This window comes from Thauera sp., assembly GCF_047601425.1.
In the GTDB taxonomy this organism is placed as follows: Bacteria; Pseudomonadota; Gammaproteobacteria; order Burkholderiales; family Rhodocyclaceae; genus Thauera.
Map to the genome: position 1 here is coordinate 2418846 of NZ_JASGJL010000001.1, position 14281 is coordinate 2433126.

The window sequence follows — 14281 nt, forward strand, 5'->3', positions numbered from 1 at the left end:
ATCAACGCACCTCGGCAAGGACGGATTCACGGCCACGGCTGGCAAGCGCACGCCGATAGACCTCGCGGTAGCGGCCGACACTGTTGGCCCAGGTCCGCTCGCGCTCGACGAAATCACGCGCCTGGCGGCGGATCGCCGGCCAGCGCTCGCGATGTTCGAGCACATCGGCGATGGCATCGGCCAGCGCATCGACGCTGCCAGCCTTGAACAGAAAACCAGTTTCACCATGCCGAATGAGTTCACGGTGGCCACCAACGTCCGAAGCCACGAACATCCGCCCCTGGGCCATGGCTTCGAGCGGTTTCAGCGGCGTGACGAGCTCGGTGAGACGGATCGGCAGGCGCGGATAGGCGAGCACGTCGATGAGCTCGTAATACTTCTGCACCCGGCTGTGCGGTACACGGCCAGTGAAAATCACGCGGTCTGCAATCCCTTCTGCCGCAGCCTGGCTGCGCAGGCTGTCTTCCTGCACACCGCCGCCGACCATCAGCAGGCGGATGTCGGGGTAGCGCTTCGCCAGCCTGGCCGCGGCCGACACCAGCAAATTGAGCCCCTCGTAGCCGTAGAACGAGCCGGCAAAGCCGAGCACGGTGCAGCCGTCGAGGCCAAGCTCGCTGCGCAGGGCCGGGTCGGCTTCGGCGCCGAACTGGAAGGAATCAGCATCGACCGCGTTGGGGATGACGGTGATCCGGTCGGCCGGGATGCCGCGCGAGCGGATGTCGCCGCGCAGCCCTTCGCAGATCGTGGTGATCTGGTCCGCACGACGCAGGGCGAAACTCTCGAGCCCACGCGAGATGCGATAGCGCAGGCTGCCCTCGGTGGTCGTGCCGTGATCGACCGCGGCATCCTCCCACGAGGCGCGCATCTCATAGACCACGGGAATGCGGCGCCTGCGCCCAGCCCACTCAGCCGGCAGGGCGTTCAACACCGGAGAGTGCGCGTGGATCAGATCGGGCTTGAACTCAGCGACGAGTTGATCGATGCGGCCCGCAGTGAGGCGCATCTGTGCAATCAGACCCGTTCCTTCCGGCGCCGGCGTGCGGTGGAAGCGCAAGCCATCGGCTTCTTCCACTTCCGTCGTGGAAAACCCCTGCTTGGGCGTCGTCAGGTGGATCGTCTCCCAGCCGAGCGCATGCTGCTCGCGCAGGATGGCGGCGGTGCGGAAGGTGTAGCCGCTGTGCAGCGGCAGCGAGTGATCGAGTATGTGAAGGATGCGCATGACCATTCAAACCGCTTCGGCAAGCACCGGGGAATTCAACGACACGGCCTCGTTTCTGCGCATGAAGGCCTCGAACATCAGCAGCGTCCACAGCGGCGAGCTGTAATCACGCGCGCCAGACTGGTGCGCATCGACCAGATGCTGCAGGTAGTCGCGGTTGAACATGCCGGTCGCTGCCAGGGTGTCACCCAGCACGGCATCGCGCACGCGCTGCTTCAGCGGGCCGCGGAACCAGCGCGCGAGCGGTACCGAGAATCCCATCTTGGGCCGGTAGAGCACATCGTTGGGCAACAGCGGCTCCATCGCCTTCTTGAACAGGTACTTGCCTTCGTTGCCCTGAATCTTCAGCGAGGATGGCAGCGTGGCGAGCCACTCGACCAGTTCGTGGTCCATCAACGGCTCGCGAACCTCCAGCGAATGCGCCATGCTGGCACGGTCGACCTTGGTGTTGATGTCGCCGACCAGATAAGTCTTGATATCCAGATACTGGATCAGCGCCAGTGCATCGTCGGTGTCGGCCTTGGCCGCATGGCGGCGGAACACTTCGAGCGCATCGTAGCCGCCGAGCTTGCGGTGGAAATCGGCGCTGAACAGCTTGCTGCGCATGTCGCCACGCAGAATCGACACACTGTGGAAATAGGCTTCGACCGAATCACGCGCCATGGCCTGGAAAGTGGTCTTGGCGCGGAACACGCGCGGCGCCCAGTCGGCCTTGGGATAGACGCGCCCGAGCAGGCCGAACAGCGGCTTGCGCACACCTTGCGGCAGCGCCGAGCGCATGCGCTCTTCCATCAGGTGCATGCGATAGCGGCGGTAGCCGCCGAAACTTTCGTCGCCCCCGTCGCCCGACAGCGCCACCGTGACCTTCTTGCGCGCCAGCTGGCAGACGCGGTAGGTGGGAATGGCGGAGCTGTCCGCGTAGGGCTCGTCGTACAGCATCGCCAGCGTGTCGATGAGGTCGAAATCGTCCGACTTGACGGTTTCGACGAAGTGATTGGTACGGTAGCGGTCGGCGACTTTCTGCGCGAACTCGGATTCGTTGAACTTCGGGTCGTCGAAGGCGATGGAGCAGGTATTGACCGGCTCGTCCGACAGCCCCGCCATGGTGGCGACGACGGCGCTGGAGTCCACCCCGCCGGACAAGAAGGCGCCCAGCGGCACTTCGGAAATCATGCGCAGGCGCACGGATTCGCGCAGGCGTTCGGTGAGTTCGGCGGTGGCATCGCCAAACGACAGGGGATTGTCGAGCGTGAAGCGTACGTCCCAGTACTGCTTCGGTTCTGGCACCGGCTGGCCGCGGCGGATGAGCAGCGATTCGCCCGGTCCGAGCTTCCGAGCGCCGAGAAAGATGGTGCGCGGTTCGGCGACGTAACCGAGGGCGAAATACTCTTCCACCGCCAGCGGATCGATGCGGCGGTCAAGCCCCGGATGCTGCATCAGCACTTTCAGCTCGGAACCAAAGGCCAGCGTGCCGTCATCCAGCAGCGCATAGAACATCGGCTTGACCGCCAGACGGTCACGTGCCATGAAGAAGGTGTCGCGCTTGCGGTCGTGGATCGCAAAGGCGAACATGCCGCGCAGGCGTTGCACACAATCCTCGCCCCAGGCCTGCCAGGCATGGATGATGACTTCGGTATCGCTGCGCGTACGGAATACATAGCCCAGCGCCTGCAGCTCGGGAACGAGTTCCTGGAAATTGTATATCTCGCCATTGAAGACGATGGCGACCGAGCCGTCTTCGTTGAACAGCGGCTGCTGGCCTGTGGCGATATCGATGATGGACAGGCGGCGGTGCGCCAGCGCGACACCGGGTTCGAAGTGATAGCCACCTTCGTCCGGGCCTCGATGGTGCTGAATGTCATTCATGCGCCGCATCAACTCGCGGTCGAAATCGCGCTTGCCGCGCGTGTCAAAAAGGCCGGCAATGCCGCACATGCTCAGTCGTCCTTCATCAGTGGGAACGCTGCCGCAGCATGCGTTCGTATAGTTCGGTATAGCGCGCCACCATGCCGTCGAGGCTGAAGCCCTGCTCCACCCGATGCCGGCCGGCTAGTCCATGCGAATTCCGCAGCGCAGCATTCGAAGCGTAGCACATCAGCGCCTCGGCCATCGTGATGGGGTTCTCTGCCGGCACCAAAAGGCCTGTATGCCCTTCTTCGACCAGCTCTCCGTTGCCCCCTACATCGGTCGCCACGACTGGCAGACCGCTGGCCATCGCCTCGAGGATGGTGTTGGAGATGCCTTCCGCCTTGGAAGGCAGCGCAAAAATGTCCAGGCTGCGCATTACCTCGGGCACGTCCTTGCGCTCGCCCGCCATCCATACCACGTCGGTCAGGCCCTGCTGCCTGATCTCGTCCTCGAGCACAGGCCTGAGCGGGCCTTCTCCGGCGATGACGAGCCGCAGGCGCACAGCAGCCTCGCCCCCATTGCGGCGTGCGATGCCGAAGGCGTGGACGAGGTTGAGCTGATCCTTGACCGCCTGCAAACGGCCAACCGTGCCGATGACGAGCAACTCCTGGCCATCGAAGGGATTCCCCCGGAGCGGCGCCCGCATGCCATCGGCTGCAGGACGGAAACGGACCGTATCCACGCCGTTACAGATGCGTTCCACCCGCTCCGCAGCCACGCCGACACGATCGACCAGGTATCGCTCGATCTGCGCCGACAAGGCGACATAGCGCACGACGAATGGGCTATAGGCGCGACGCATGAGCTGATACTTGCGCAGGGTGCCGCCAGGATCGTTTACATCCCAACCGTGTTCGCCATGCACCCGCACCGGCACGCCGGCCGCCCAGGCCGGCACCGCCGCTTCGAGCGCGGCGAGGTTGCGCGTATGCACGACTGCCGGCCGGTGCTGGCGAAACAAGCGGAACAGGCGCGGATACAGCTTGATGCCATGGCCGGGCGGTTTGTGCAGCGAAATGAACTGGACGTCATCGCGCTGCACACGCTTGCAGAAACCGTCCGCACAATGGCTGAGAGCAACCACGGTGTGGCGGAAGCGCTCTGGTGGCATGCGATTGACGATGTTCACCACGCCATTTTCGAGACCGCCGACATCGAAGCTGTACAGCACATGCATCACCAGCGGGCGGCTGTCGCCATTACCTGGAACGATGGCCTGCTTCGTCATGGGATGCTCTCCGCCACCCCGTCCAGAGCCTGCTCAATGGCGGACAGATGTGCTTCGAAAAAAGCTTCCAGCCGCTGGCGTGCGTGATCGGCGTCACCTCCAGCAGGCGTGGTCAGCACAATCGCCGCCGAGGCATCCTCACGGCCCAGCAGGTGCTCCATAGCCAGGCGAAGCTTGACCTCACTGTCGCGGTAAAGATTCAAGCCATCCAAACGATAGAAATGCCACACCAGCAAATTGCCCTGAGGCGACGAAACCAGCGATTCCACCAACCTGGAACCGTTTGCAGCAGTATGCGTTTTACGACGAAGGATATCGATTCCCAGCTTTCGCTCCGACACTACGCCATTTCCCCACCTGAGCATCTCGCTATCGTCCCGCTGCGCGTAGTACCAGGCGATGGACAAGCCGACCGGAGGCGAATCCGCAGCCTGCCGATAGGCACCGAAAGCTGCTGCCCTCGCGCCGGCATAAAGCGGGCGATAGGCAATCGCGGCTTCATCTTCGATCTGCCAGCCCACCGCCGGCGCCGGCGCCGACAGCGCCACCGGGAAAGCAGGCACCGGCGTATCGAGCACGCGCAGCAGCATGGGGAACAGGCTCACCACGATTGCGAGCGTCAACACAGCCCTCCAGGCCCTGAACGGTGCCAGTGCCTGCATGGCCTGAGCGGCGGGCGCGGAATAGGCCGACTCCTCTCGCCAGCACCCGCCGATCCAGAACATCAGGAAGATGACGATACCGAAGAACACCCAGCCATACAGCAGGTGATCCACGCCAGCCGCCAGCGTGTTGTCCGACAGATAGCCGATCATCACGATCATGTAGGCGCGGAGCCAGTTGGCCACGATCGGCACGATGGCTGCGACGAGCATGAACAGCAGGCGCCGGCGCAAGCTGCGGTAACTGAGATAGGCGTACAGGGCGCCCACCATCAGCGAGGCGATCAGATAGCGACTGCCGCTGCATGCCTCGACGACCGACCAGCGCCCATTCGGCACGACGAAATGCAGACCTTCCTGGTATACGGGCACTCCCGTCAGGCGCAGCGCCCAAACAGTGAATTCCGCCGTGTAGTGCATCAGCGTCGGCAGCATGAAGTCGCCGATGGGCACGCCGAAGAACAGGAACAGCAAAGGGAACAACAGAATCCGGCCCAGTTTCCAGCCCAGACTGCCGAGGAATACACAGAACAACATCGCCACCAGCGCGAAATGCTGCGCAGCCGCCACGCTCGCCAGCGCCCCGAGCAGCCACAGCAGCCCGGCCAGGGCCGCTGGCAACGCCATCCAGGCACTTGGCTGCGGCCACAGGCCCGTCATGCGGCCGCGCGCGCGCCAGACCAGCCACGCGAATATCGGCAAGGCAACCAGACCGTGCGCATAAGTATCCGAACGCCACCAGATGGCGGCCATGTCCTGTGCGGTCTGCCAGTACCATCCCAGAACCCAGAACAGGCCAAGGACGAGCACCAATGCCACACTCGGCAGCCCCGCTCCGGAGCGGGGGGTGATGTCAGGATTCACACAGCCCCCTCGCCCAGCTTCCCAACAACAGTTGTACGATCACCAGCATGTGACAATCCACCACTTCAAGGTTCGTTCGCGCGCGCATTGCCGCTCTCGCCGGGCAGCCGCGAAGCATGGCTCCCTCCGGCATTCGATGGCAAGAACACTTCTCGATCCGCCCTGGGCTCAGCCCAGGTTGCGCACGATGTGCGGGCCGATGGCATTCGCCACGCCCAGCGGCAGACGCTTCCACAAGGCGATGAAGGCACGGTATTTGGGATTCATCGGGTTGTTCTGCGGCACCCCATCGCGCTTGTACAGGCGGTACTCGTAGGACAGCGGCTGCGGCTCGAAGCCCCAGTTCTTCTTGAAGCTGTACGGGCCGGTACCGATCTTGCTGCGACCGTAGTCGAACACCTTGCAACCACGCTCGCAGGCGCGGCGCATCAGTTCCCAGTACTTGAAGTCATTGGCCGCGAGATCGCGCGCAGCGACATCGTCGCCGGCGTAGTACGGCAGCACCTCGTCGCGGAAGTAGAAACTCAGCACGCTGGAAAGCGGCCGGCCGTCGGCATCGGTAACGGTGAGCACCTCGCAATCGTCGCCGAACGTGTCCTTCAGGCGCCGGAAGAACTTCTTCGACAGTGCCGGCGTGCCGTGGCGCAGCACGTTGTCGGAATACAGCGCGAAGAAACGCTCGACGTCCGCATCGATATGGCTGACGAGTCCGTTCTTGATGCCCTTGCGCACCATGGCGCGCTGCTTGCGCGGAATGGCGAGCATGTTGGCTTCGACCTCGGGCAGGATCTCCTTGCGGAAGGTGACGTAAAGATCCTGGCGCGGCCAGTCTTCATGGCGGATCCGGCCGAGGTTACGGTATTCGAGATGCTGTACGCCGAGCTTCCGGGCAAGCGCATCAGCCTCCTGCTCGAGCAGGGCGACGGCATCATCTCCCGCATCCTCGGCAGCGGCGATGCCTCCATACACACAGAACGGCAAGGAAGTCAGCGCATGGCCGAAGAGCCGGCTCTTGACCTCGGCCAGCGGCAGAACGGCGACGATCCGGCCGTCACGCTCGGCAAACAGGAAGAAGGTTCGATGACGGAACACCGTGCGTACGATGTCCTGCCACGCCGACAGGTGGAAAAAAGTCGCCTGCGGACATTCGCGCACGAAAGCATCCCAGCGCGCGATGTGCTCGGGTGAAAGCGTTTTGATCTTGATCGACATTCAGAAAACCGGTTCTGGTGCGCAGCAATCAGGCCGCATCACGGAAAACTTCGTCCGCACGCCCCCAGGCAAAGTCGGACAGCAGACGGTCGAGGCGCGCAGCAGTGCGCTCCAGATTCACATAATGGCGGAAGCGCGTCTTGGCGCTGGCTTCCTGCACGCGCGGCTGCTCTGGATCGATTTCCCACGGGTGGAAATAGAAGATCGCCGGGCGCCTGTCATCGGCATTGACGCGTGCGATCTGCCAGCGCGACAGCGAATACGGCAGCAAGCGGAAGAAGCCTCCACCGCCCGCCGGCCAGTTCCGGCCGAAGGCACGAACCGTGGTGACCGGCACTTCGACCAGGCCATTCGCGAGCCGCCACGGAAAACGTGGCGCGTCGGGAATGCCATAATGATCGTGCTTGACCGGATAGACACTGGAGCTGTAAGCGTAACCCGCCTCGGCGATGCAGTCGTGCGCCCACAGATTGGCCGTGCCGATCGAAAAGCTGGGCGCGCGGTAGCCGGTGACGAGCTGGCCGGTGATGTCTTCCAGCACGGCCTTGGCCAGGCGGATGTCGGCGGAGAAAGCCTCGGGAGTCATCGCGCTGGCGCGCTCGTGGCTGTAGCCATGGCTGGCCACTTCGTGGCCATTGTCGGCGATGCGCCGGACCAGTTGCGGAAAGCGTTCGGCAATCCAGCCGAGCGTGAAGAAGGTACCGCGCGCGCCATGGCCATCGAGCATCTCGAGGATGCGATCGACGTTGCGCTCGACGCGGCAGGGCACGGCGTCCCAGCCTTCGCGCGGGAAATGCGGCGCCAACGCGGAGACCTGGAAATAGTCCTCGACGTCGCAGGTAAAAGCGTTGGTGATGCGATCGCTCATGTCAGACCTTGGTTGCGTTCGATTCAGCAGTTGTCAGCCAGCCGTGCAGGTGGGCAGCAATCCGCTCCGCAGTATGTCCATCCCAGAACTCGGGAATGCGGCCAGCCTTGCCGCCGGTGCCCAGCACCTCACGTGCAGCAGCAATGATGGCATCCGGGTCGATTCCGACAAGTGTATTAGTACCTTGTTCGACCGTGATCGGACGTTCGGTATTCTCGCGGATCGTGACGCAGGGCACGCCGAGCGCAGTGGTCTCCTCCTGGATGCCCCCCGAGTCGGTCAGCACCAGACGGGCGCCGGACATCAGGCCGAGCATCTCAAGGTAGCCTTGCGGCGGCAGCACCAGGAAGTTGCCCTCCTCCACCCGGTCGAGCATGCCGAAGCGTTCAAGATTGTTGCGGGTGCGCGGATGCAAGGCAAATATCAGCGGCAGCGATTCACTGACCTTTTTCAGTGCATCGATGATCGGGCCAAGGGTATCGGCATTGTCCACATTGGATGGTCGATGCAGCGTCACCACGCCGTAACCGCCAGCGATACGAGCGGCATCGAGGCCAGCGGCGGCCAGCAGGTCGGCCGCCGGTACCGCCTTCGGCAGACTGGCACGCAGGCTGTCGATCATGACGTTGCCGACGAAAACGGCACGTTCGGCAGGAATGCCTTCGCGCTCGAGATTGCCATGGGCGCTGCGCTCGGTTGTGTACAGAATGTCCGAGAGCTGATCGGTCAGGATGCGATTGATTTCCTCCGGCATCCGGCGATCGTTGCTGCGCAGGCCGGACTCGACGTGCACCACCGGAATATGGCGCTTGCTGGCCACCAGCGCGCAGGCGAGCGTCGAATTGACGTCGCCCACCACGAGCACGGCTCTCGCGCCGCGCTCGTCGATGACGGGCTCGAAGCGCTTCATGACCTCGGCTGTCTGTACCGCATGCGAACCCGAGCCGACGGCCAGATTGACATCCGGTTCGGGCAGATCGAGGTCGGCGAAGAGGCGATCCTTCATCGCCGGATCGTAGTGCTGCCCGGTATGCAGCAGCAGCGTCGGAATCGGCGGCTGATGGGCGGCAAAGGCACGAATGATCGGCGCCACCTTCATGTAGTTGGGACGTGCGCCAACGACGCAGATGACGGGGGCGCTGGACGATACCGAAACGGTCATGAACTTTTCTCTTCAGCGGGCACATCGCGACGCACCGCCTGCAGTAATTGATTGAGTACGTTCAAAGTGGAGGAAACCGAATGTTCCAGGCTGGTCAGACGCGCCTCGAGGCGCAGGATATCGACGTTTGCAGCCATCTCCGCGACCTGATTCACGAGCTCGGGCGGGACCTGCAATCTCTCGATCGCCAGTTGGTCGATCGCCAGCCCCGGCGAGGGCTGCACACGCGTCTCGGCGTTGGACGAACGAGAGGCAGCGAACTCTTCCTTGAGTTCGTCGATGGTCTCGCGAACGTCGGCCTCGCTGACCGTGTGGCGGTCCGTCAGGTAGGCACCGAGCAGCAAGCGGTCGCACAAAGTGTTGATCTTGCGCGGAATACCGCCGGTATAGCCGTAGATGGCGGTGTAGGCGCCGGACTCGAAAATCGGGTCGCCACTCCAGCCGACATGACGGAGGCGGTGCTCGATATAACCCGTGGTCTCTTGCGAATCGAGCGGCCCGAGATGATAGGAAGCAATCACACGCTGGCGCAGCTGCTGCATCCGGCCACTTTGCATGATCTCGCGAAACTCGGGCTGGCCGACCAGAAAACTCTGCAGCAGGGCATGGTCTTCGAGCTGGAAATTCGACAGCATGCGCAGTTCTTCGACCGCAGCCGGCGTCAGATTCTGGGCTTCGTCGACGATCAGCAGCGCACGCTTGCCGGCCGCGGCAACCGACACCAGAAAAGTCTCGAGCGCGAGCAGCAGTCCAGCCTTGTCCAGATTCCCGGCCGGCACGCCAAAGGCCGCTGCGACCATGCGCAGCATGTCGCTGGCGTCGATCTGCGTACTGACGAGGTTGGCCGCGACGACCTGCGCCGGATCAAGCTGTTCGAGCAGGCTGCGTACGATGGTGGTCTTGCCCGCGCCGATCTCGCCAGTAATGACGATGAAGCCCTCGCTCTGGTGCAGGCCGTATTCCAGGTAGGCCATCGCACGCTTGTGTCCGCGGCTGCCGTAGAAAAAGGTCGGATCCGGATTGAGCTGGAAGGGCTTGCCTTTGAACTTGAAGAATGATTCGTACATCTGGGGTGTGCTCAAAATTGCATGCCGAGCGTGGCACTGATGGCATTCTCGGAATAGTCGTCAGTGCCCGTGGACTTGGTATGACGATAGTTGAGACCAGCCGTCGTGTCCGGACTGAGACGACGCGTAACGCCAATGTTCAGGAGCAGGCGATCGACATCTTGATTGTTGATCCCCCGGCCCTCGGTGTTGGAGCGAGTGATTGAGCCATTCAGGTTCGACGTTCCCGTCAGCCGATGCAGCAGCGTAACGGATGCCGCTCGCGTATCGGTATACTCGAACTCGGAGAAATCTCCGGCCAGAAAACCGGAAAAGGCATCCAAGCGCTCACGCTCGGCACGCCGGATGGAGAATGACAGAGTATTACGTGCCCCGACAAAGGATACGCCCCCACCGATCGTTCGCTGCAGGAAATAGGCATTGGTGCGGATGCCGACACCCCCTGCACGCTCATACTCCGCACGCGCCTGCCGCATGCGCTCGGCCTCGGGCAAACTCGGATCGGTGCGCATGTAGAAAAGCTGGAACACCGGATCCAGTATCTCGCCACCTGCTAGCTCATCAAGGGTTGACGAAATATCGCGGCTTGCCGAAAAATTCCATGTAGACCGGGCCATGCGATGCCGAAACCGGACGTCATAGCCGATACCGAAAATCCGGTCTTCACCCGACACCGAAAGACGGGTTCGCTCAGTTGGATACCAATCGAAGCCCGCACCCCAGATGGAGCCTTCTTCTCCATCGCTCAATTCGTAGTCGTTGGATTCGTAACCACCGATCAGCCGCATTCGAAACTGCGGGTCGATATTGACGAACAACGTGGCGCGGCCGATTTCCTGCACAACATTACGATTTGAGCCCTTCTCAAAGCTCGTATCGATGCGCATGAGATTGACGCCCCAGCCGAAAAGACGCAAGGCACTTGGATCGGATACGGACACGATCCAACGCTCCTGCCGAGTATCCGCCAAGGTTCCGCTACCGCCCGCCAGCCAGCGGGACTCGTAGCCCAGGCGCCCGAAACCCGCATCGCCAAATCTGAACTGGTAGCGTGGCGCAACCGACCACATGCGCGTTTCGTCGGCCTTGTATGCACTGAGCGAATCGCCGCTGCCCCGCCGGCTGAATGCCGATGTATTGGTGCGGCTGATCGAGCCTCTTAGCGCAATGAACACCGTATCCTCGACAGCCTCGAACTCGCCGCTTCCATCGAGAGCAAGGTAAGTCTCGTTATCTTCGGTTTTCCGGGCATGAACCAGATTGCGCAGGCTGGCATTCAAATAACCGCGAAAACGCCCTGACTCACGCGACAGGCCGATACCCGGGGATATTTCGGCAATCCAGTCCTTCTGTGGATTGTCGTCCGAGGTATCGACGTTGTCGGTCCATGTCAGCCGGGTGTCGAGCCGAGGAGTGATGGTCACCGTCTGCGCTACCGCCGGCATCGCCATGAACATGGCAAGCACGAGTATCGACAACGCAGGCGTCATCCTCGTACACATCTCAGGCCGCCTGCTCGCGCGGTGCATCGCCATAGCCGTAACCATAGCCATAACCATAGATCGAGTCGGCCCCCTGCCCGCGAGACTTGTTCAGCACCATCAACTTGATGGGGCAGCTCTCGATGGTGGCAAGCGCCTGCTTGACTGTGGCATGCGTGGTCCGTTCGGCTTCGACCACCATGACGATCTGTCCCATATGCGTGGCCAGCACCCGCGATTCGGTGGTCACCAGCAGAGGCGGTGAATCGAACACGATGATCCGGTCCGGATAACGGCTCGCCATCTGCTCGAGCAGGCGCGTCATGGCATCGGATGCCAGCAATTCGGTGGCACGCTGATGCGGCATGCCCGCGGGCAGGATCGAGAGCTTCTCGATGTTGGTGCGCATCAGAACTTCACTGAGGTCGGTGACATCCCCGGCCAGCACATCCATCAGGCCTTTCTCTGGAGGCAGCCCGAGCTGCCTGAGCACCGAAGGACGCGAAACGTCCGCATCGACGAGCAAAACCGTGTAGTCGAGCTCCATCGCCATGCTGATCGCAAGGTTGACCGCATTGAAGGTCTTGCCTTCACCAGGCAGCGCACTGGTCACCATGATCAGATTGCCATCGTCGATCTTGGCTGCACCGGTCGCCGTGGCATTGCGGAGCAGGGGCCGTTTGATGACCCGATACTCTTCGGCAATGGTGCCGCGAGGATGATCGGGCGTCACCAGACCGAGGGAGTGCAGGCGCGCCAGATCGATCTGCGCGACCCGCGACACGACACGGCTGAATGACTGACCCGTAGCTGCCTTCGGCACCTCGGACGAGCGCACGGCAGCATGCTCGGCCGCGGGCTTGTCGGCAGCCGGAACATGGACGACAGGAGATTGGGCAGGCAGCTCGGCAGGCAGCTCACCCGAGGCTTGCTTCAGTTTATCAAGGCGTTGCGCCGCTTTTTCGATAAGACTCATCGTGTCGTTTCCATTCAGCCCTGGATCAATTTCAGTACTACGACAGCGATGGCGAAACTCGCAGCATATGCAACGATCCCTCCGCCGAACGCTGCCAGACCACGCCGCCGTTTGTTTCTGCGCGCATCGGTCTGCAACATCGATACCGTCCCCAGGACAGGAAGCCCGGTGACTTCACGCAGGTTGCGACCATCGGCAAACGCCGGGCGCAACTGGCTGATCAGGAAAGTCAATGCAAAACCTGCCGCCAGACCGACCAGCGCAGCCAATGGCATCAGCAGGATACGGTTCGGCGCCGACGGAGCGCTAGGAAGCGTAGGCGGATCGATCACACGAAAATCGGCCACGCCCCCCTGGGCATCCATTTCGACGGAGATGGTCGCCGACTCGCGGCGTGCAACGAGACTGTCGTAGTTGGCCTTATGCACGTTGTAGTCACGATTGAGCTGCGCCATCTCGGCCTCGATCTCGGGGACCCGCTTGGCGAACTCACGCAGCTGATCCAGCCTTGCCTGGTACTCTCCCACTCGCGCACGCATCGAGGCGATACGTGATTCGGATTCGGCAAGCGCCAGCTTCATCTGCTGGAAAACCGGGTTGGAGTTCAGCGCACCAAACTGGGAAGCGCCTCCCAAAGCGCGCATTTCCTCGATCTGCTTGCTCTTCTGAGCCTCGAGCTCCTCGATGACACGGCGTACACCAATCACGTCGGGATGCTTCTCGGTGTACCGCCGGAGCAGATCGTCCAGATTGCGCTGGAGCGCATCGATACGGCCATCGATCTCGGGAATGGAGACCGCCGAGTTGGGTGGCGTCTGCGGCAGCAGCACTGGCTCTTCGCCCACCAATTGACGCTGCATCGCATCGCGACCGTTTTCTGCCTCACGCAACTCGAGTTGAGCCTGCTGAAGCATGGCCGTGATCTGGCCGATCTGCGTAACGTAGTCCTGCGCCCCATCACCCAGCACTGCCATGTTGCGCAGGCGGAATTCCTTGACGCGATTTTCGGCCTCGACCAGCTTCTGTTCGTAATTGCGGATCTGTTCCTCGATGAAACGCCGTGCAGAATCCGAATCCTGACGCTTGCCCCCCAGACCAGACTCGACAAACAGCGAAACCAGGGATTGGACCACACGCTGCGCACGATCCGGCCGGGTATCCGAATAGGCGAGCATGAAAAGGTTTGTACTGGCGGCCGAACGAATCTGCAGATCCTTCATGAGCCTGCCGATCAGCGCTTCACGCTGTTCGGGCGTACGCACATCGAGATCCAGGTCCGCCATCGTGATCAGCTTCTCGACATTGGGCCGGCTGATCAGCGTGCGGCTCAACATCGCGATCTGCTGATCGACGTTAGGCTGAACGGCAAGGCCGGACATCAGCGGCCTGAGCACCGACTGGGTGTCAACGTGGATACGCGCCTCGGACTCGTACCTGTCAGGCATCAGATAAACGATGGCGCCGGCGGTGAGCCCCACCACCCATGCGAATGCCAGGCCCCACCAGCGAAAGCGCCACATGCCACGCAGGTAACCGACGATTTGTGTTACGAGTTCTTCCATCAGACTTCTTCATCGACACGAAGCCCGCCACCTGGCGCAAACGCGTCAAGCGGACTCCGGAGGTTGGCGGAC

General features: G+C 62.2%; 11 protein-coding genes. All 11 read right to left on the reverse strand.

Annotated features, from left to right (window positions below):
• Position 1: 1 nt before the first annotated feature.
• The gene (locus tag QM748_RS11770; RefSeq protein WP_415247149.1) at positions 2 to 1219 is read right to left on the reverse strand and encodes a TIGR04063 family PEP-CTERM/XrtA system glycosyltransferase; all 1218 of its coding nucleotides are present in this window, start codon (positions 1217 to 1219) and stop codon (positions 2 to 4) included.
• A gap of 6 nt (positions 1220 to 1225) precedes the next feature.
• A complete protein-coding gene (locus tag QM748_RS11775) occupies positions 1226 to 3154 on the reverse strand; it encodes an XrtA/PEP-CTERM system amidotransferase (protein WP_415247150.1) in 1929 nt (642 codons plus the stop codon).
• A gap of 16 nt (positions 3155 to 3170) precedes the next feature.
• A complete protein-coding gene (locus QM748_RS11780; protein WP_415247151.1) occupies positions 3171 to 4355 on the reverse strand; it encodes a TIGR03088 family PEP-CTERM/XrtA system glycosyltransferase in 1185 nt (394 codons plus the stop codon).
• Entirely contained in the window at positions 4352 to 5881 is a 1530-nt protein-coding gene (xrtA, locus tag QM748_RS11785; RefSeq protein ID WP_415247152.1) for an exosortase A, read from the reverse strand. Before xrtA ends, QM748_RS11780 begins: the two co-directional genes overlap by 4 nt.
• A 168-nt stretch (positions 5882 to 6049) precedes the next feature.
• Entirely contained in the window at positions 6050 to 7093 is a 1044-nt protein-coding gene (locus QM748_RS11790) for a FemAB family XrtA/PEP-CTERM system-associated protein (RefSeq protein ID WP_415247153.1), read from the reverse strand.
• A gap of 28 nt (positions 7094 to 7121) precedes the next feature.
• Positions 7122 to 7961 (reverse strand): XrtA system polysaccharide deacetylase, encoded by an 840-nt coding sequence (locus QM748_RS11795; RefSeq protein WP_415247154.1) that lies wholly within the window; start codon positions 7959 to 7961, stop codon positions 7122 to 7124.
• Between the two features lies 1 nt (position 7962).
• Positions 7963 to 9123, reverse strand: a complete 1161-nt coding sequence (wecB, locus tag QM748_RS11800) for a non-hydrolyzing UDP-N-acetylglucosamine 2-epimerase (RefSeq protein WP_415247155.1) — start codon at positions 9121 to 9123, stop codon at positions 7963 to 7965.
• Positions 9120 to 10190: an XrtA/PEP-CTERM system-associated ATPase gene (locus tag QM748_RS11805; RefSeq protein WP_415247156.1), complete on the reverse strand. Its 1071-nt coding sequence runs from the start codon at positions 10188 to 10190 to the stop codon at positions 9120 to 9122. Before QM748_RS11805 ends, wecB begins: the two co-directional genes overlap by 4 nt.
• 11 nt (positions 10191 to 10201) lie before the next feature.
• Positions 10202 to 11668: a TIGR03016 family PEP-CTERM system-associated outer membrane protein gene (locus QM748_RS11810; RefSeq protein ID WP_415247157.1), complete on the reverse strand. Its 1467-nt coding sequence runs from the start codon at positions 11666 to 11668 to the stop codon at positions 10202 to 10204.
• Positions 11669 to 11693: 25 nt separating this feature from the next.
• Complete coding sequence (locus QM748_RS11815) at positions 11694 to 12647, reverse strand: XrtA-associated tyrosine autokinase (RefSeq protein WP_415247158.1); 954 nt, start codon at positions 12645 to 12647, stop codon at positions 11694 to 11696.
• 14 nt (positions 12648 to 12661) lie between these two features.
• On the reverse strand, positions 12662 to 14209 hold the full coding sequence (locus tag QM748_RS11820) for an XrtA system polysaccharide chain length determinant (RefSeq protein WP_415247159.1): 1548 nt from the start codon (positions 14207 to 14209) through the stop codon (positions 12662 to 12664).
• Positions 14210 to 14281 lie beyond the last annotated feature (72 nt).